Genomic DNA, 19,671 nt, shown 5'->3' on the forward strand with positions numbered 1-19,671 from the left:
TAGGAGACGAGCGGATGCTTGACCGCTTTGACACGATCAAGTTTCCCGTTTAGGTGCCCGTCCCTGCCCCGGCGTATCGGCCCCGTTGATCGCAGTACTCACCCCGTCGGTGGAGAGACCACGGTGATGAACCTCGCCACTCTTGCTCGTCATGCTCCCGCTGGCCATGCTCCCCCCATCTCTTCGGCCGAGCGTCGCCAGGAACTGGCAAGCATTCTCGCCGCGGGTGTTCTCCGTCTGCGGGCGGTTCATCTGGCGGTGGGCGACCCGCTTCCCGCAGACGCCAAAAGTTCGCCAAATCTTCCCTCGACATGCCTTGAGGTTCCGACCGAAACCGTGCTCAGTGTCCACACGGGTTAACGGTTTCGAGAGTTCCGAACACAAGGAGCAAACATGTTGAATGTAGCCAAAGAGGTTGCCGCGCTGGAGCGACTGACCGTCGACCAGCTACGCGCCAAGTACGCCGAAGTTTTCGGCGAGCCCACGAACGGACGACATAAAGACTGGCTCGTTAAACGGATCATTTGGCGGATGCAGGCCAACGCCGAGGGAGACCTTTCGGAACGAGCGCGTCGGCGGGCAATGGAGCTGGCCAACGACGCAGATCTGCGCATGACGCCGCCCCGCGAACGAAAACCTACCTTGGATACGCCAGAGCGGACGGTGGCCTTCGCGGCCACCATTCAACCGAATACCGAACTGCTCCCCGGCACCGTGCTCAAACGCGAATACAAGGGCCGAACCGTTCGTGCCACCGTCTTAGCCGATGGATTCGAGTGCGAAGGGGAGCGCTACCGATCGTTGACCGCCGTCGTAAAGGCGGTGACGGGCCAACATTGGAACGGGTTTCACTTCTTCGGCTTGCGCCGCAATGGAGGGGCACAATGAACCGTACCAGGGAAAGACCTGCCGCGTCCCTTCGCTGCGCCATCTACACCCGCAAAAGCACCGAAGATGGGTTGGAGCAAGAATTCAATTCGCTCGACGCCCAGCGTGAGTCCGGCGAAGCGTTCATCAAAAGCCAGACTCACGAGGGCTGGCATTGCTTGCCGGATCGTTATGACGACGGCGGGTTCACCGGCGGCAACATGGAGCGTCCGGCGCTCCAGCGCTTGCTGGCCGATATCAAAGCGGGCCGGGTCAATTGCGTCGTGGTCTACAAGGTCGACCGCTTGAGTCGGTCGCTGTTGGATTTTGCCCGGATGATGGAGGTCTTCGAGCAACACCACGTTTCGTTCGTCTCGGTGACGCAGCAATTCAACACCGCCACGTCGATGGGACGGTTGATCTTGAATGTTTTGCTGTCGTTTGCGCAGTTCGAGCGGGAAATGATCAGCGAACGGACCCGCGACAAAATCGCCGCCACCCGCCGCAAAGGCAAATGGTCTGGCGGCATGCCGATCCTGGGTTACAACGTCGTCGAGACCAAGCTGGTCGTCAACGAAACGGAAGCCGAGCGGGTTCGCGAGATCTTTGACTTGTACCTCCAGCGGCAGTCGCTCCTGGGGGTGGTGAAAGAACTCAACGCGCGGAACTGGCGGACGAAGAGCTGGACGACCCGCAAAGGCAATGTGCGCGGCGGTCGTCCGTTCAGCAAGAACGCCCTGTACGACTTGCTAACCAACGTCGCCTACCTGGGCAAAGTCCGCTATAAGTCAGAAGTCCATCCCGGTGAGCAGACGCCGCTCGTCGCTGCGGCGGTGTTTGAGCAGACCCAGGCCTGCCTGCGACGCAACGGCCGCGCCGGCGGCAAGGCAACCCGCCACAGCCACGCCGCGCTTTTAGGAGGGCGATTGCGGTGTCATGCCTGCAACTGCGGCATGAGCCATACCTATACGGCCAAAGGGAATCGACAATATCGGTATTACGTTTGTCATCGCGCTCAGAAACAAGGTTGGCAAGCCTGCCCTTCCCCCTCCCTTCCCGCGGGCGAAATCGAGCGCTTCGTCGTTGACCAGATCAAGCATATCGGCCGCGATCCGCTCGTAATCGAAGAGACGTTCTGCCAAGCGCGCCAACAGGCGGAAGGCAAGATCGAACGTCTTGCTACGGAACGTGGCGTTCTCATCAGCCAACTCCGCGCGGCGCACAATGAACTTGCTCAGCTGGCGGTCACGGGGCATCCCGGCGATGCCAGGCTGCTCGACGCGCACGACCGGATTCGCCACGCGGAACGGAGGCTCACGGAAATCGATCACGAGCTGATCGTGCTCAAGGCAAACGTGATTGACAAACGTGACGTCGCCACAGCGCTTGCCGGTTTTGACGCGCTTTGGAACCAGCTCGCTCCGCGTGAGCAAGCCCAGATCATCGAGATGCTGGTCGAAGGGGTCAGTTACGACGGCCACGCGGGTAAGATTGCGATCACGTTCCACGCGACGGGAATTCAGCAAATCGCCCAAGAAATCGCCCCGCAACAGGAGCCCGTGGCATGATCACCCTCGAACGGACCGTGCATTTCGGACACGGGCGACGGGCGCGAAGAGAACTGCGCGCGGGAGAGGCGGCACCTGCGCCGCCCGTTGGTCGCGTGCCACGCATCTCACGACTGATGGCCTTGGCGATCCGGTTCGACGCGTTGCTTCGCGATGGCGTCGTGGCCGACCAGGCGGAACTGGCACGGCTGGGGCACGTCACACGGGCTCGGTTGACCCAGATTATGAACTTGCTCTGCCTCGCGCCAGACATTCAGGAAGCGCTGTTGTTTCTGCCCGCAACGGTTCGTGGCAGAGACCCAATCTCGGAGCGAGAGCTGCGGCCGATTGCGGCTACGCCCAGTTGGGAGAAGCAGCGGAAGATGTGGCAAGAATGTGAAAAGATATCCCGGCAGACAGAATTGTCATAGCCGGTGCGGACTACTTTTTATTAATGGCAACTCGACTTGGGCCATTGCCCCCGACTCACTAGTCGGACAGCGGAGTTGCTGATTTGAAGGTCAATCATAATCAACAAGGGTCGTGGATCAGCTTCAGGAGGCTCGCCCGCTGGCCAACCACGCTGCTTGTTTTGCCACCACTCTTTCGGGTAGGATTTACCGTTTAAGTCGACGCTGGCGCGGAGGAGTATGCCGGCGATAGGCGGAGACCTGCCAGAATGTCGGTAGCGGTAGCATTATCAATATTTGCGGCCTGTTTGGGTGGCATTAGCCTTTACACCTATTTTCGGGCCGCATGGCCCCAGAACTGGCTCGACAGTCGCCCCAGCCTGAAGCGATCATTATCAGCCCTCATCATTCTGCTTGGCGGAGTAGGAACACTGCTGGGCAAGTTTGTCGACACCAAGGCTCATTTTGAACCAAGCCATACGCTCGATTGGACCGACTTGCCCGTCTTTCTTCTCGTCGCCGTGGCGATGACTGCAATCCTGGTCCAAGGCTTGCTGCTAAAGCAGTCGGACAAAAAAGAAAGTGAGCTCCAGGAACTGAAGCAACAACTTCAAGCCGCCAACCAAGATTGCGAAGCAGCCCGATTCAACGAGTTCTTTAACTTGGTCGTAAGCCAGTCGTTTCTTGAGGCGATTGGACAGAAGAAGGACAGTGTCGTACAAGCAGCCAAGGACAAGAAGTGGCGAGTTGACGGCGCTACGCCGGGCGTTCCGCCCGACGCACGAGCATTGTTGCGTATTCTCACCGATGCAATGGCGCCCGGCAAGCAGATCAAAACCCTCATTTTCGTTGTACACCGGATTTTCAGGTTATTGATGGTTCGTGTGAACCCGACAGCAACCCTCCGTGTCGGATATTACGTATTAGATAAAGACATGCTGAAACTTCGGGTGTCCTGGGACGGTCAAAGTGAAGATTGTTTGAAATCGCACAAGAAAAACGGCACCAAAGACCGATACAGGATCGATGCAACCAATCGCAATTCCCTGATCGTTGCCGCGGCGACAACCGGGGATATTCAGGTTGTAGAAGATGCGAAACTTTCGCATGATGATGGCACCGCGCCGTTCGAGTTCTGGCACAATGGCCAAAAAAGCTATCTGCATTCGATGGTCGCTATCCCTTTTGGGGAGACGACCGACGGTGGAGTTCAAACGCATGTCATTTGCATTGACGCCAACTTTGGGTTTTTCAAGAAGTCGCAAATGGAGCAATTGCGGCTGATCCAACAGAACCTGGAACAGCGATTGCTCTGCGAACATGGATATGAGTCAATTTTCGCAGCGGCGTCCCCCACGGGAAAAAAGAAATGACGACACCACATCAGAACCACCAGACTCGGAAGCCAACCGAAGCCGATGCGCTCGCGCAGCGTGTCGAAGAGATTGTTAAGCAAGCTGCCGATGAGGCATCTCGGCGGACCGGCGTGTCGGTAGACGACTTTGCTCGTTTCATGGTTAGCGACCGTGAAACGCAGGTCGACCGACATGCGACTGCGCAATAGCAAGACAGAACTTGCGCAAATTCAAATTCGCCGTTTACTCTGTAATTGGCATTGGGATAGTGGCCTCGAATCATTCCCAATCTGCAATCAGACACGCTCGCTGGTACGCGATCTAATTTTGGCACAGGACGCGCGCCATCGGCAGCATTTAAGTTGACTTGGGTTTGAGCTTGCCGGTGAGCAACGCCTCTAACTCCGTTTCAATGCCCAGCGTCTGCGACCAGCGACGAAGATAGGAAAGATCGAGCGCATCGGCCTGGACCGCGTATACACCGGCGGTGTCAAGCAGTTGCCGGTCGGAAGGCGGCAACCGATGCCAGTGCAGTTTATGGAGGATGACATCCTCAGCGGTCGCTATCCAAGCTGGCGTGCCAAACAAAACCACCTCTTGCCGGCGCTCAAACGCACAACGCTCGAACGAATCGTCTTTCAGCAACCAGAAGTCGACCTTCAACGCCGACCGCTCATCGATGGCATTAAACTGATAGGGTGGCTCAAAGGCTCCTTGAATCGATTCGCGTTGTACAAAAAACCCGTTACTGAAGGCCTGGGCCAACGGGTCGACATCATTCGGTCTCAGAGCTAGCACGAAATCGAGATCGTGCGTCGAGCGTGGAATTCCCCAGAAGTTGCTCGCCATCGACCCGACGAGCATGTGCGGAATGCCGACTCGATTGAGCCGTTCGAGACATCGATCAGCAAGTCCCGTTCGGTTCTCATGATCTGACAGCCCCCAAGCGTCGGGCAGCCTCAATCTCAATGCGCTGCCGTAATCGGTGTTCAACCTCTTGCTCATTGGCTTGGGGATATTGTCGTCGAATTCCTTCGCGAGCCAGGTCGCACGAGAGCGCGTGCAGGTCGAGCGCGATGGCCAGCCGTTGTTCGCCGCTCATGGCTCGGTAGAGTTCGATCTGTCGTGCGAGCGCCGCTTCGGGTGTCATGATGATTCGCGATTCTCCCCCAGTTCCGCGTAACGCATCACTGCTTCGATATCCTCAGCCTCCAGATATGGATAGTCGGCCAAAATCTCGGCGATGGTCGCGCCGCTGGCGATCAGGCCGACCCGTCCTGGCACCAAAGCAAGCTGTGCGCATCGACCAAATATCTCACTCCACGTACTCCTTGAAGTCATCGAGTGGCTCATCGAAATGTTCCATCGACAACACGGACCCGCGCTGCGTCCCAAGCTTGGGGACGATTCGCGGAACGGGCATCGTCGCCACTAGTTTCGCCACGGGCTGATTGTTCTCGGTAATGACCACTTCCTCGCCCGGCGTGAGGCGGTGAATCAACTCGTCCAGATTCGCACGCGCCTCTTGAATCGTAATGGTAGCCATTTGGATACTTTCTTGATCTCGATGACAGGGAATTCGAGAGGGTTGCTTTCGAGGTAAAACGCAATCGCCCTTGTCAGTGAGGCGGCGGCTTCTCTGGTGTCGGTTCAGGCACCAGGGGTTCGAGCAGCGAAATCAACTCGGGCACATGGGTTTCGGCGACTCGCCAAATGCGCTCGTGCTTGATCTCACCGTAGTCATGAGCGAGTACGTGCCGTTGGGCTTGGATCGGTCGCCAAGGAATCTCGGTATGCATCTCTTGAAACTCTTTCGAGACTCGGCGAGCCGCTTCACCGATAATCTCGATTTGCCGCTCGACGGCGCTGCGCAACAGCAGGTCGGACTCGTATTCGGCCAGTGTGCGTCCGCGCGTGAATTCAACCACGGCCCGCGCTGCGGTCAGCATGTCCCACAGGTAAACGCGATCATCTTTAGGAACTGACATAGATGACCTTGCTGCCGTTGAGAATGTGTTGCCGACGAAACGGGTTTCGCAAACCTTCTTTTTCCACCAGATCGATCTTACGACCGATGATCGTAGCTAGTTCGTCTTCCATTCGAGTGAAGTCCCACAGACTCCACGTCGCGGCCGGATCGAAGGAGGCTAACACATCGACATCACTCGCGGCATCGAAGTCGTCTCGCAAGACCGAACCGAACAGCGCAAGTTCGATGATCTGCCACCGGCGGGCAAAATCGGCAACCCGATCGTTGGAAATCATCTGCGACAATCGCTCGGCGAGGTCGACCATGAAAGCGCTTTCAAGAACGGTTACTTTCGCCCGTCCGAGAGCAACGGGGTTGTTAACCCAACGGGGTCTGTTAAACCGAGAGCGCGAGAGTTTTCTCGCCTTGTCCGGGCTAAACGTGGGCGCGAGCAATTTTTGCGCTCGCGCCAGTCGGCGGACGAGAACTCTCCGCATCCCAAATGTCGTACCGGCTTGCGGATACGGCGAGTGTGCCCAGAAAGCCGACGAGAGAGTTCTAAGTAAACCCCGGGGTCGGCGAAGTTCGCAAACCGAAAAAGCTCCCTGGTCACAACCCACTTCGTGACAATACTCTCTTTTTGAAAAACTGCAAGTTGTTTACTGGTTGTGCGTTGCCGATTTCAAGTTGTGTTCGGCCGCTTGAAAACGAACACAACCGGCCACGAACCAGAATGGTTTGAGTTAACGGCAGTGGCAAGCTGGCTGTTAACCACTGATGTTGCCCGTTTTCCGCCCTGATGGTTCCGCGCCGGCGCTGGCTACGACCTTCGCAGCGCTGTACAAAAACTCTGTCATCCTCAACTCTGACTTGCACTTGTGGATTTTGCCGGGATGCTCAAGTTTTACCATGCGCTGGTGGCCTTTCTCAGCCAAGCGGCCCGCCAGGAAGTCGCCCGCACGCTACAGTATTACCGCCAAGAAGCGCTCACCTACCGGGAACTCTGCCCCAAGCATTATCGCCTCTCTCCCCGACAGCGCCAACGGATTCTGAAATACGGTCTGCCGCTGGGACCGCGGATCAAGGACGTGATCACGATCGTCTCGCCGCGAACCTTCGCGCGCTGGGCCAGTGGCGAAACCAAGTCGGTCGGCAAGTCGGCCAGGACCGGCCGGCCGCGTACGGCTGCTGAAACCGTTCAGTTGATCCTGCGCCTGGCGCGCGAAACCGGCTGGGGCTACACCCGGATTCTCGGCGAGTTGAAAAAGCTCGGGATTCGCAAGCTCGCGCGCTCGACTGTGATTAACGTGCTGCGCGCAGGCGGCTTCGATCCCGGACCGAAGCGCGGCGAGGGAACGTGGAGCGAGTTTATTGAACGCCATGCCGCCACCCTCTGGCAATGCGACTTCTTCAGCAAAAAAGTCTGGACGCCTACGGGGTTGGTCCCGTACTTCCTGCTGGTCTTACTGCACGTCGGTAGTCGGCGCGTCTTCGTCTCTTCGCCGACGGCCAATCCCGATTCGGCTTGGGTCACGCAGCAGGCCCGCAACTTCTTGTTGCACGCCGAGAACAGCCAGCCACCGACGATCCTCATGCGCGACCATGACGCCAAGTTCTCCGGCTCGTTCGATGCCGTGTTCGCCAGCGAATCGATTCAGGTCATGCCGGTTGGCCCCCGCGCGCCCAACATGAACGCCTTCGTCGAGCGCTGGATTCAGTCGGTCCAGCAGGAATGTCTCGATCATTTCGTGATCCTCGGTGAACGGCATCTACATCACCTCGTTACCGAATACATCCGCTACTACCACGCACATCGGCCCCATCAAGGGCTGGGCAACGAGTTGCTCACTCCGACTCCCGAGCCTCCACCCGACAAAACGATTACGGGTGGCGAAATCGTTTGCGAATCTCGCCTCGGCGGATTGCTCAAGCACTACCACCGCCACGCCGCGTGAGCGTCCATGCGGGGCATGGTTCCCTCGCACGGCGCTCGCCGTGCGCGCCGACATCGACTTCCCGGCAGCAAAACTCCGCCCGGCGGTTCTCGCCGCAGCGTCTTGACAACCAATCGATGCGCGGCAGGTCGGCACACTCGCGCCAGCAGACCGCAGCATAAACCCTCCCCGCTAACGGAATTTGTCGATGACAATGTTTTTGACCAGGACGACAGAAGTCGCTTCCCAGCCGCGCTCGCTCCCGACTTCAAAACTGCGACAAGCGGGCTCTGTTGAAAACCTGTTGGTGGTCTGAGGATCATCAGGTTATGGGTGATGGCCTTGAGGAGCAAGGCGCGGCACTGGCTCCAGTAATGATGTGCGTTGACGGCTGATCCCAGCCGTCGCTTGAGCATGCTGAACACGGTCTCGACCTGAGCGCGCTGGCGATAGGTTTTGCGATCGAAGCGCCGCGCCATCCGCCGCCGAAAGTAACCCCGCGGTGGCTTGTCGGTGGGCCGGCCATGCTTGGCCGGGATCAGTGTACGCATGCCGTAGACGATCCGGGCTGCCTGATGAATCCACTCGGCGTCGAAGCCGGCATCGGCCAGTAGCTTGTTGATCCGCAACCGCCGCCGCGCCTGGTCGACCGTGGCATCCCAGCAATCGAAGTCAGGCGCGGGCCCCTGATGCGTGGTAGCCGACAAGATCAAGTGACTATGGCAATCGCAGACCAGGGCGATCTTGGGAAAGCGGCGATAGGTCGTGGTGTGCCATTTTCCCGTGGTTTTTCCGTCCCGCGCCCGACGCCGCACGAAGTAATGGCTCACGCGGTGCGCTTCGAAGCCGCTGCAATCGATGGCCGCCAGTTGCACCCGCTTGAGTTTACGAAGCACTCGCGCGCGACGGAGCGTCTGGTCGAGTAGTCGCTGGACACGTGAACTCAACAGCAAGCGTCGCGAGGCGCGGGCCACGGTGCTATAGTCGGGTGCCGTCGCTAGTCCGAGCACGTCACGTAGCGAAGCGTTCTCGGCCAGTAACGCTTCGAGGCCGCGATAGTCCAGTTGCAGGAACTCCTTGAGCACCAGGCAGGCGAAGAGTTGATGCTGCGTGAACTTCTTGGGGCTGAAGCGATGGCTGTACTTGGGTAGCGCGCGACGCGCTACATCGAGCGCTGCTCGCAACACCGCTGCCGGACTCTTGCTCGTCGTCGACACCCACTCATTACGCAACCACCCCAGCTAGCGGCCGAAGCAATCAAAGCAGGTTTTCAACAGAGCCCGACAAGCGCTTTTTTGACACCTCGACCCGTTCTGAACCTTCGACCAAACGCGCTCCCTGGTACGCGATTTATTTTGGCACAGGACGCGAGCCACGCTACTTCCTTTTAGCTGCTTCCTGGTCCAGTTTGCGCATCTCGATTTCAAATAGCTGTTTGAGCTCCTCTTTATACCGCTGTTCTCTGAGGGGCCGTATATAAACCCAATCAACTACGTAGACGACCGCTAAACAAAACAGTGCCAGAATAACGCTGCGAAGGTTCCGACGATTCCGCTGCATCCTCAATTCGCATTCGGCGATGCGATTAGATACGCTGGTCCGGTCCTCCGGAGGGAACCGATCCTCCGCAGCTGTATTCGGTTGCACTCCAGTTGGCATAGACTTCCTCCGTTTTGCTTACTGCAACAAGTTGGTAGTTCACTTGTGGGCTTGGATTGAATTGCGACTGGCCGGCAAAACAACAGCAACAAATATTCACTTGCACGCGCGCAGCTTTTGAATCCGCATAAAACGACTCCACTACTGAACCAGCAATGAACCCTCCAGCCGCGCCTATCCCGCCGCCCACGACGGCACCAGGAAGTCCGCCACCCATTGCAGCACCGGTTACCCCACCGACGAAGGCACCCAAACGGGCCGCCGCATCCCGAGCGCCTCGCCCGGAAGTGGTTGCAACGACATTGAATACAGACGCTACCCCGACATTATTTCCGCATGAAATGCCATACGGACCTTCAACAGTGGCGACTATATCTGCTTGCCAGAAAGTGCCTGGAACTGCTTGAGTTGTTGGACTTGGTACGGAATTGAATACAACTTGACCGTCGGGAGTACAGCTTGCGTCAAAATCAAAATATGCCGAGCCCAGATATATATCAGGATTATCGCTGCCGAATCGCTTCCAGTTTATCGATTCGATATCGAAGAAAGTGAAGCTAGTAAAAGACGACGTAGTTCCTAGCGGGTCTATTGCGTTCAATGGAGAATCAATCCCATACAGATAAAGATTTAATTCGCTCTCTGGAGTACCTAAAGGATCTCGTGAAATCCAATTGCCGATAAAAGGCTGCAGGTATCTTTCCCTGACGGCAAATATTCCTGTTACCAGATCCCAGCGATACCCGCAGTACAGTGTTTCCCACTGGTAATTGCCGCCAAGGGCGATCGGCGCGAACGAAGCGTTCAAGAATGTTGGTGCGCCATAGGGGGAGTAGCGGTAGCGTTCTTGAACAACGCCGCTGGTGTTGACGACGGCCGTGACGTTCCAGTTGGCGTCTTGCAACGTATAGAGACGTTCATTCAACGTGCCAGTCGTCGAACGATCGCGCAGCACCAAGTCGTCAATGTAACGCAGGCCCCAGGCGAACTGTCGATCGGGCGTGGTTGACGCATCGAGGCGTTCTTCGATGTCCTGCCACTGCGCCGTGTAGTAGCAATGACGTATGTGGCCGCTGGCCGTGATCGTGATTCGCCGATTGAGGCCGTCGTAGGCGTAGGTCGCGACTCCGGCCACCGCGACCAGTCGGTTCCAAGCGTCGTAGACGCCGTTCATGACCACGGTCGGATCGTTCCCATTGGGAATCGTGGTCATGTTGCCGGCGCGGTCATAACCCGGTTGTGCCCACGCAGCGCCAAAGCGCTGAGTGATCGCCGCAATCTCGTTGGCCTGATTGCTGGCCCGCTGCTGATCGAGGTTGTTAGTCGGCGTGGCGGTGTCCCACTGGCGGAACTCGGGCCAGTTTCCCGTGGCGTCGAGCTGCCAGTTTTGAGCGAAGCTGACGCCGTTGATCTGGGTGTTGTCGTCGATCAGTTGGCCGCGCGACATGTCGACCAGGCGCTGCAAGGGATCGTAGCTGTAAAGCTCATCCTGATAGACCGGCGGTGATTGCGAGGCAGCCAATGGGCAACCGCGCCAAATTCGGCTGCTCAGCCGGTTGTAGCCATACAGCACCTGTTCGGTTGTGCTCGAAGCGTTCGTCCAAAGGCAGTTCACCACCCGTCCAAATGGGTCGAGCCCCAGATAAGGGGCGGCACCTGACCCCGTAGCCAAGTTGTAGGTAACGCTGGGCTGCGGATAGTTAACCTGAACGAAGCTGCTCAAACCCAGATAGGTATAATTGGCGAGCGTGACGCCCGAGGCGACATCCGCCAGGTTTTGGACGCGGCTTATCCGATCGTTATCGCCGCCGCTCGTGCCATAGCCGTAGGTCGTCGTGCGCCCGTTGGGATAGACCAAGCTCGTGGGGCGCACGGTGTTGGCCGAGCCATCGGCATAGCTGTAATCGACACTGAGCGTGGTCGCAGTGTTCACCGCGCCGGAATGTTCTTGGTACTGCATCACCAGCTGCTGGAAGTCGTTGTAGGCGTTTTGTACCTGATTGGCGACCGTGGTTCCGGCCGAATCGCTGTAGCTGGTGATCTGATAGGGCAAGCCGCGCACATCATAGGCTTGGCCGATGCGCTGGATCGAACCGTCAATGTCCGAGCCAAGCGTGGCGATGGCATCGGCGGTTTGGCGACCGAGCTTATCGATGATGTATTGATGGACTGTCCCGTTCTGGTCGGTCTTGGCGATCAGCTCGCCTTGGCGGTCGTAGCTTTGTGTTACACGATCCTGACCGTTGACGGCATCGGGGTAAATCGTGGCTAGCAGCAGAGCGTTGCTAGTTAGCGTTGAGCCGTCGGCTGGCGAAACCCCGTAGAGATAGCGCGTGGTTTGATCGCCGGTGGTGTGGTTGCAGGCCGTGAGCGCAACCAGATTACCGTCAGCGTTGTACTGCATCTTGACGGTAACATCGGTGGTGTTTCCAGGGCAGCCGCCGGTGTAGTTGCCGATCTTACTCAGCGCCTTGCCCAGAGCATTGAACGTCTGCCGCGTTTCGACACCAGCCGGATCGATCGCCTGAAAACGATTCCCTGCTGGATCATAACCATAACTAACAACCAAGACCGAATCGCTACGCTCGGGAACTGCATCGGGGCGTATGAACGCTGCGTTGTTGTTCGTGCCGTAATTAGCCGTCGCCCCGAGACGGCCCACCCCATCATAGTAATTAGCCAGGTAAATGGTGCGCGACCAGGGCTGCGCACCGGAGGACGTCGGTTGCAGTGCCCCGCCCGTGCTGTCGGCATTATGGTTGCGCTGGTAAACAGCGACCTCGATCGGCCGCTTGTCTGTACCCGAATAATACGAGAGCGTCTGTTCAAAGATCTTGTTCTGCGAGGTGATCTGCCCTACGGCGCTGTAGGGCTCGGTTCCCGAGCCGGTATAGTACCCCTTGTAAACGCCGTAGGTTCTGGCCTGACTGTCGCGGAACGTTTTAGTGAACAGTTGCGAGCCAGCGGGAAGCGTTTTGATCTGATTCCCCGCTTCGTCGTACCAATTGTTGGTCACTAGGGCATTGCCGACTGCGCCGGTATTCGGGTTCACGGCGAAGACCAACGATTGATAAACCTGCCCTTGCGGATTGAATCGCGATTGACTGCGGGCAATCAGGTTGCCGCCGGAACCGTTGTACTGATCGACCTGAACCACTTGGTTCTGATTGTTGTAGGTCCGCACTTGGTACGTGTTCAACTCACCAGCGATCGTCGTCACCCGATTGCGGAAGTCGAGCGTGACCGTTGTGACCCGGTTATTGGCCGGGTTCGCGTCGACGTAATTGGTGACGGTGGTCGGTTGGGTGCAATCGCAGCCTGACGAGTAGGCGTTCGAGGTCACGATCACCATGTTATTGCCTGGCGCACTGCCGCCGGTCGGATCGGTATTGGTCGCGCCGTAGTCGTCCGTCCCGATGTAGGAACCTGTCGTTCTTCCCCGCACATCAAACGTCGAGCGGCTGATTGTCCCACCGGGGGTGACGGTGCGATTTTTGCGACCCATCGCGTCATAGCCGAATTCGGTCTCGTCGTAATTGACACCCGCTTGCCCCGAGCCGCTGGCGGGGATGGTGTGATATGCCTGCGATGAGATGAGCTGACCGGCATTGTCGTAAGTCTGACGAGTCCAACGCGTCCAGCTGGCCTGGTCAAAGCAATCCCCCGCATCGAGTGGTCCGCTCGTCGAGCACCGCGCCGCGGCAATCGTGTCAATTGCCCGCCGCGCAAGATCATTGATCGTGATCGCAACCGGGTTTACCAGGGTATAGGCGTAGTCGCTCGGCGTGCCGGTAGCGTAACCTTGGCCGCTCCAGGTTTGATGTTGCGCATCGAGATAAACAGTCCAGCGGGCGGTCCGAACACCCACGCCATCCACATCATGGACCGGCCCCAGGGATTGGGTCATCCGCCCCTGGTTATCGTTCGTGTAGTCGGTCACTAGATTGAGCGGCGTTGGGAGACCGCTTGGGCGAGACCAGCCGCTCGGTAGAGTTGTCAGACTGGGATCGACGTCTTCGATCATCTGGGTTCGCGCGCCCGTGACGATGTCATACGTGAAATAATCGATGAACCCACGGGGCCCCTGTTCCCAGATCATGTTGCCGTACAGATCGTACAGTTCTTGTTGCGTCGCCGACACTCCGGAGCCATTCTGGCCGGTGGGAATGACCGGCAGCGTGGTGGTTTTCTGCAAGAGTTGATTGGTGCCGGAATAAAAGAGGTAGGAGAAGCTCGTGATAATCGGCACCGCGCCGGCATCATCTTGATACACGGTCTTCTGCGAGACGGGATAAACCGTAACGCCGTTGGCGGTATTCGATGTGTACTGCAGTTGTTGCTGAACAATTGGCGTGCCGGACGTTCCCTGCTGAATATCGACCTGCTTGAGATAGCCAGCGGGAACTCCGGTGGTGCCGTCGTAATATTCATTGGTCGTAATCAACCCAGCGCCGGTCAACAATTGAACGGCTAAACCCGGAACGCTCTCGTTGTAGACCGGGCTGGCCGAGAGATTTATCGCCGAGGGAGCGGCGATAAAAATCACGTCGTAATTGTCATCGAACTGCTGGTAGGTAATCCAGCGCTTCACGCCATCGGTCAACTCTTGCAGCATCGGCTGCCCGATATGGTTCATGTAGGCGATATTCAGCGAACCATCGGGGCGGGTTTCGACCGTTTTGTGCGTCCAGTTGTTCGGACCATCGGCAAACGCGGAGATGGAGTAGGCGTAGCGGAACGTTCTCGCCCCACCGCCGACATCTTCAAGCGTCACTCGGCGCAGGCCGTCGTACTCAAAGTAACTGTCGGCGAATTGCGCCACCTCGGCATCGGAGGCCGTGAAGGGATTACCAGTGGCTGCGGTCAGCCGGCGATACGCTTCGGGACCGACGACATATTTGAGGCCGTGCGCGAAGCCAGTTCCGCCAGCGTCATCGACGTAATAGCGATAATAATCGGTGCTGTCGATCGTCCAATCGGTGCCGTCGGGGACCCAGCGAGTAACGGTTTTCAAGTCATTGACCAAGCCATCGGTATCGCCACTGGCATAGTAAGTGTAGGTGGCTTTACGGACGTTGTACCACGGTCCCCCAACACCAATCTGGCGACGAAGCATGACATTGGCGATATGGCCAGCATTTTCACCGTCGAGGTAGGTGTAGAGATACGACTCGGTGATGGTCACGCCACCATCGGAATAGGTCCGCAGCATTTCCGCGACCTGACCACCGTCGTAGGAAAGGCTAACGTTGGCACCGCCAGGCGTTACCTGCTGCAGAAGCTGCCCCGGCTCATCGGAGCTGAAGTTGGCAAAGACTTCCGTCGTACCGCCACGGGACGCCAGAGTAAAATAGGTGCCGTCGAACATCAGGGTGCTGAGGATGCCGTAGCGCCCAACGTAGCTCCCGCCCGACAAGTCGTACCATTCGGAATTTTGTCCGGCACGAACTACGATGATCGTGTCGCCGTCTTCAATTAGGTTGGGCCATTGGTACACGAGCCAGTTGACGCCGTTCCCATAGTCGACATCCGACGACATCTGGTTGTTGTAACTGCGCGCGTGTCCCCAGCTCTGGCCAAACCCACCGGAAGAGACATCGTTGGCGGACAACAGCACGCGACCATCTTGGAAGCTGATTGGACCTGGTGAAGTGACTGGGCAGGTAGCCCCGGGAGCAGTTTCATACTCGACCAATTGCCCTTCCTGGCACTTCTTACATTTATTCGGCTTCGGTTTGGCTTTGGTCGATGATGAACTCGAACTCGATGAACTGCTAGAGGACGAGCTAGAGCTGCTGGACGAACTGCTCGAGGAACTACTTGAAGAGGAACTCGAACCGCTCGATGAAGAGCTGCTTGACGAACTGGAACTGCTCGAAGAGGAGCTTGAGGAAGAACTCGATGAGCTGCTCGACGATGAACTGGACGAACTGGAACTAGAAGAACTACTCGAAGAGGAGCTTGACGAAGAGCTCGAACTACTGGACGAACTGCTGGAGGAGGAACTCGAGCTACTGGACGAGCTCGACGAGCTGCTGGAACTGGAGCTTGACGAAGAGCTACTCGGCGAACTGGAGCTGCTGCTGGATGAGCTCGACGAACTTGACGAGGGACTGGAACTGCTGCTCGAACTGCTTGAGCTCGAATACGAAGAGCTCGACGAGGAGGAACTCGAAGATGAACTTGAGCTGCTCGATGAACTACTGGAACTGCTGCTCGACGGATCGCTCAAAGGGCGAATAAAAGAATGCGCTTCGGCCAAGGCAACGGTCGAACCATCGGGGTTCGTCACCTGGACCGCAACCGGCCCCGATGTTCTTGCTTGAGCGTGGCACATAATCGTCTTGCCGTCGGCACTAACCGAGACGTTAGTTGCCGCCGCGCCACCCACCGAAACCGATGCGCCGGCCTGAAAATGTTCGCCGACAATTTTCAGCCGCGTCGTGGCCGACGTTGAGCTGACTGCCGGAGAGACAGAAATAATGCGCGGCGTCTTCGCCATGTGCCACCCCAAGTGCCATGAGTCTCGGTGTATCGGGGCAGGATTGAGGAAGCGCCATCAGTCAGTCCTTCTTGACGGCGTTCTCCAAATTCCCCCCAGGCAAGGTAGTCCTCGAATTCTTATCGCTTGTCGTCCGCAGTGTCAACAAAAATGTCACCGATGCCAATCAGCAGGCGCAGCGATGAGGGGTTTTCCCCCTAACCGATCACTCACTAACTCGCCGCGCGACAACATCGCGCACGCTGTCACTGCCTCCGAAAATGCCGGTCTATCTTCTCCACCATCGCGCGCGTGATCGTCGACAGGGTCTTTCCGTCAGCCGTGGGATAGGGATTGATATCGATTACATACAATCCGTCCGCCGTCGGGACAGCTTCTACGTGGCAGACATCGCATCCGATTCGGCTCAGGCCCTCGCATAAACGCTGTTCGATTCGAGCCGGCACGGAATAAGCTTCGTGGCGCATCGCGCCGCCTGAGCGAAAAGCAGCATCGGTCGACCAATAACGCAAGCCAGATGTCACCACACCACATACAAACCCAAACCGAACCACGCTATGCCAGCCATCAATTTGATTGTCAATAAACTCAGTGACGATCCTGCCATGCCCTCGTGCTGGATAGTCGCCGCGGTTGTTGTTAAAAGCATTTGTGTCAATCCACTTTCGATCTGGACTGATAAAAGACCCATACGAGTGCAGCCAGCCAGTGCGATTGGGTGGTAGCGTCGTGACTCGCGGCGCCAGACCGAGCGCGTGGAGAATCGGAAGGTAGTTGGCCTTATGGTGATCCTTTAAGCGATCAGCATGGTTGATAACCGTCACGTTGGGCAGTTGGGGCAATCGTGCCAATAGCGCTAATGCTTCCGGCTGGGTCGGATCGCGAAGCATGTGCCAGATGAGATCGTACTTAGACCAGTCGATTTGCTCCGGCCGCAGGAGCGGCAAGCCGGAACGAAACAGCGTTAAAGGAGTTGGCTCTGCTAAGGAAACGACGTCGATCGTCCAGCCTAGTTCCAACAGGCCGACATGAAATTCGTCCGGAGCAAGAAGCACCCGGTCTCCCTTGCTGGTAAGCTGAAGCACGTTATCGCGTCCAAAGGTCGGATAACAGATCGTCAAGAGTTTCATCGGGAGTTGCTCAATCAGTATGAATAAGATTTGCGTCGTAGGGCATCCATCCCGGCTCGGAGGTGCTGACACCGAACTCGATCACCAGATCCGCTGCTGGCAGTCGCTCGGCCTGCAAGTTCACATCGTCCATACCGGACAGATTGATCCTAATCTACAAGCGATGCGGATGCAGGAACGAGGCTGCGTCATTCACGAACCGCGGAACTGGAAGGCATGCCAAGGAATGCACGTCATTTCCTATTGCAACGGTGATTTTCTGAAGGCGTTGCCAGCCATCCGCGAGTATGCCCGCTCAACAACGTTCGTCAACTGCATGTGCTGGCTATTCGATGCCGAGAAGGAAGCTCACCGCCAAGGACTTATTGACTGGTTTCTGTACCAGACAGAACACGCGCGACTGCGGGTGCAAACTGAATTGCAGACAATTAACCCGAAGTACCAGTGGTTTCAGGTACGCCCCTACTTTTACGCGGAGGAGTTTCCGTTCATTGCCGATCGACCGAGCGACAAATTCCGTTTCGGCCGGATTTCCCGTGACGACCCAGGAAAATATCATCAAGCGCAGATCTGGGTTTATGAAACGATGGTCGCTCCAGTTCTCAAGGAGGGCATCATTCTCGGCTTTAAAGACACGATCGCCAAGAAGGTCGGCCAACCGCCAAACTGGATCAAGTGCTATGCCGCGGGTGGCATCACTGCTCACCAGCTCTATCAGCACGCAACTTGCATCATTCAGATGTCCGAAACCTACGAAAACCTCCCGCGAATCGGATTTGAGGCAATGGCCAGTGGCAGTTTGTTGATTGTCGACAATCGGGGTGGCTGGCAAGAAATGGTCCAGCACAAGCAAACCGGGTTTTTGTGCAATGACCAGCGCGAGTTCGTCTACTTTGCCTCGCGCGCCGCCTTTGAGAGCGAAGAACGCCGCCAGATGATTCACAACGCACGTGACTGGCTCGACTCGAACTGGAGCATGGAACAGGCCAAGGAAGATTGGCGCAAGTTCTTCCACCAAATTGACTCGTGATGCGATTCTTCTCTCCACTGCCGGTGAGCCGTTCAGTCGAATAGATATTGTTGTGTGAAGGAAATATGATGACAGGTAATACTGGGCTGAAGCCTTACATGACAGAAGAGGAGGCTCAAATTATCGACAGCTTTCTCTTGAAATATCAGCCCAGGCGTTGTCTGGAGTGGGGCATCGGCGGGAGCACCGTCGTATTCTCTCGACATTCATTTATTGAGCAGTGGATCGGGATCGAATGGCACCATGAATGGATTAGAAAGGTTCAGCCCTTTGTTTCACCGCGCGTTCAGTTGCACGAAGCGAAACCTCCGTCAACAGAATGTCCCTATGGCTGCCAGGTCAGCATCGACACGTTCGTCAACCATCCAGCGATCACTGGCAGCTTCGACTTCATTTTCATCGACGGTGACTATCGATAGCAGTGCATGAGCAAGGCCACTGCGATGCTTTCGCCGACAGGATTTTGTATGGTCCACGACACGGCGCGGCAGGATATGCATCCCTCGTTTCGCCATTTTGCGCACCACAGGATTTTGACACTTGGCGAGTTGAACAAGAATCGTGATTGGCACCAAGGGTTGACAGTGCTTTGGAACCATGAGGAGCAACTCTGAAGCACTCGTTGAGTTCAAGACCAGAAAGACCAACCAATGAACCACCTTCCTGCAGTCAGTTGCATGTGTTTGACGTTCGGCCGTCCTCAGGTTCTGGAAGAAGCGATCGAGTCGTTTTTGCGACAGGATTATACCGGCGGCAAAGAGTTGATCGTCTTGAATGATTGCGCCCAACAAACATTGGTCTTCGATCATCCTGACGTGGCGGTCGTCAATGTTTCCAAAAGGTTCAAGACTGTCGGTGAGAAACGAAATGCCTGTGCGGCGCTTGCCAGCCATGACCTGCTGCTCGTCTGGGATGATGACGACATTTTCTTGCCGCATCGGATTTCGTTTTCGCTCGCGCATTTCGACGCCAAGAAGGGTTTTTTCAAGCCCTCAAAGGCGCTAATGCTGAACAACGGCGCTGTCTCGGGCCCCAAGTCCAACTTGTTCCACAGTGGCAGTTGCTTCACGCGGGATCTGTTCAACCGGGCCCACGGCTACGCCCACATGGGCTCTGGGCAAGATTTAGACCTTGAGCAGGCGTTTGAGCGGCTCATCGGTCGAGGGAAAAATTACAACTCCATTAAGCCGGAAGAAATCTTCTACCTTTACCGCTGGGGAGGAACTGGTTCGTTCCACCTTAGTGGCTTCGGCCGCGATAAACCGGGC

Annotated in this window: 18 protein-coding genes; 9 read left to right on the top strand and 9 right to left on the bottom strand. The window is 56.9% G+C overall.

From position 1 onward, the window contains the following. Positions 1-393 precede the first annotated feature (393 nt). The 4 genes from JSS27_07920 to JSS27_07935 all read left to right on the top strand — a co-directional run bounded on the left by JSS27_07920 (position 394) and on the right by JSS27_07935 (position 4,197). Entirely contained in the window at positions 394-888 is a 495-nt protein-coding gene (locus tag JSS27_07920; GenBank protein MBS0208864.1) for a DUF2924 domain-containing protein, read from the top strand. After that, positions 885-2,435, top strand: coding sequence for a recombinase family protein (locus JSS27_07925; GenBank protein ID MBS0208865.1), 1,551 nt, complete (start codon positions 885-887; stop codon positions 2,433-2,435). Before JSS27_07920 ends, JSS27_07925 begins: the two co-directional genes overlap by 4 nt. After that, the gene (locus JSS27_07930; protein MBS0208866.1) at positions 2,432-2,845 is read left to right on the top strand and encodes a hypothetical protein; all 414 of its coding nucleotides are present in this window, start codon (positions 2,432-2,434) and stop codon (positions 2,843-2,845) included. The genes JSS27_07925 and JSS27_07930 overlap by 4 nt, the downstream gene beginning before the upstream one ends. A 248-nt stretch (positions 2,846-3,093) precedes the next feature. After that, a complete protein-coding gene (locus JSS27_07935) occupies positions 3,094-4,197 on the top strand; it encodes a hypothetical protein (protein MBS0208867.1) in 1,104 nt (367 codons plus the stop codon). A 339-nt stretch (positions 4,198-4,536) separates the two neighbouring features. Here JSS27_07935 and JSS27_07940 read toward each other — a convergent pair whose 3' ends face one another. From JSS27_07940 to JSS27_07960, 5 genes are all read right to left on the bottom strand, one after another. Continuing rightward, the gene (locus JSS27_07940; protein ID MBS0208868.1) at positions 4,537-5,172 is read right to left on the bottom strand and encodes a hypothetical protein; all 636 of its coding nucleotides are present in this window, start codon (positions 5,170-5,172) and stop codon (positions 4,537-4,539) included. 153 nt (positions 5,173-5,325) lie between these two features. Then, a complete protein-coding gene (locus JSS27_07945) occupies positions 5,326-5,532 on the bottom strand; it encodes a DUF433 domain-containing protein (protein MBS0208869.1) in 207 nt (68 codons plus the stop codon). After that, positions 5,495-5,725 carry a type II toxin-antitoxin system prevent-host-death family antitoxin gene (locus tag JSS27_07950; GenBank protein MBS0208870.1) on the bottom strand — a complete coding sequence of 77 codons (231 nt, stop codon included), beginning with the start codon at positions 5,723-5,725 and terminating at the stop codon, positions 5,495-5,497. Before JSS27_07950 ends, JSS27_07945 begins: the two co-directional genes overlap by 38 nt. Positions 5,726-5,798: 73 nt before the next feature. Continuing rightward, a complete protein-coding gene (locus tag JSS27_07955; protein ID MBS0208871.1) occupies positions 5,799-6,167 on the bottom strand; it encodes a DUF86 domain-containing protein in 369 nt (122 codons plus the stop codon). Beyond that, positions 6,154-6,474 carry a nucleotidyltransferase domain-containing protein gene (locus tag JSS27_07960; GenBank protein MBS0208872.1) on the bottom strand — a complete coding sequence of 107 codons (321 nt, stop codon included), beginning with the start codon at positions 6,472-6,474 and terminating at the stop codon, positions 6,154-6,156. The genes JSS27_07955 and JSS27_07960 overlap by 14 nt, the downstream gene beginning before the upstream one ends. 567 nt (positions 6,475-7,041) lie before the next feature. Here JSS27_07960 and JSS27_07965 point away from each other — a divergent pair. Then, a complete protein-coding gene (locus JSS27_07965; GenBank protein ID MBS0208873.1) occupies positions 7,042-8,103 on the top strand; it encodes a transposase in 1,062 nt (353 codons plus the stop codon). Here the strand turns inward: JSS27_07965 and JSS27_07970 are convergent. Both JSS27_07970 and JSS27_07975 read right to left on the bottom strand, forming a co-directional pair. Further along, the gene (locus JSS27_07970; protein ID MBS0208874.1) at positions 8,082-9,269 is read right to left on the bottom strand and encodes a transposase; all 1,188 of its coding nucleotides are present in this window, start codon (positions 9,267-9,269) and stop codon (positions 8,082-8,084) included. The two genes, JSS27_07965 and JSS27_07970, sit on opposite strands and share 22 nt — an antisense overlap. Positions 9,270-9,667: 398 nt before the next feature. Further along, positions 9,668-15,358, bottom strand: coding sequence for an RHS repeat-associated core domain-containing protein (locus tag JSS27_07975; protein MBS0208875.1), 5,691 nt, complete (start codon positions 15,356-15,358; stop codon positions 9,668-9,670). A gap of 124 nt (positions 15,359-15,482) precedes the next feature. On the opposite strand from JSS27_07975, the gene JSS27_07980 reads away from it, so the two are divergent. Then, positions 15,483-16,067 carry a hypothetical protein gene (locus JSS27_07980; protein MBS0208876.1) on the top strand — a complete coding sequence of 195 codons (585 nt, stop codon included), beginning with the start codon at positions 15,483-15,485 and terminating at the stop codon, positions 16,065-16,067. Between the two features lie 42 nt (positions 16,068-16,109). Here JSS27_07980 and JSS27_07985 read toward each other — a convergent pair whose 3' ends face one another. Both JSS27_07985 and JSS27_07990 read right to left on the bottom strand, forming a co-directional pair. Beyond that, positions 16,110-16,301: a hypothetical protein gene (locus tag JSS27_07985; protein MBS0208877.1), complete on the bottom strand. Its 192-nt coding sequence runs from the start codon at positions 16,299-16,301 to the stop codon at positions 16,110-16,112. A gap of 187 nt (positions 16,302-16,488) precedes the next feature. Further along, positions 16,489-17,373 carry a hypothetical protein gene (locus JSS27_07990; protein ID MBS0208878.1) on the bottom strand — a complete coding sequence of 295 codons (885 nt, stop codon included), beginning with the start codon at positions 17,371-17,373 and terminating at the stop codon, positions 16,489-16,491. Between the two features lie 19 nt (positions 17,374-17,392). Here JSS27_07990 and JSS27_07995 point away from each other — a divergent pair, with 19 nt between their 5' ends. The 3 genes from JSS27_07995 to JSS27_08005 all read left to right on the top strand — a co-directional run. Continuing rightward, on the top strand, positions 17,393-18,403 hold the full coding sequence (locus tag JSS27_07995) for a glycosyltransferase (GenBank protein ID MBS0208879.1): 1,011 nt from the start codon (positions 17,393-17,395) through the stop codon (positions 18,401-18,403). 68 nt (positions 18,404-18,471) lie between these two features. After that, a complete protein-coding gene (locus JSS27_08000) occupies positions 18,472-18,822 on the top strand; it encodes a hypothetical protein (protein MBS0208880.1) in 351 nt (116 codons plus the stop codon). 258 nt (positions 18,823-19,080) lie between these two features. Then, positions 19,081-19,671, top strand: a 591-nt coding sequence (locus tag JSS27_08005; protein MBS0208881.1) for a glycosyltransferase family 2 protein, incomplete at its 3' end; no start/stop codon positions are given.

The sequence above is a fragment of the Planctomycetota bacterium genome (genome assembly GCA_018242585.1).
In the GTDB taxonomy this organism is placed as follows: domain Bacteria; phylum Planctomycetota; class Planctomycetia; order Pirellulales; family PNKZ01; genus JAFEBQ01.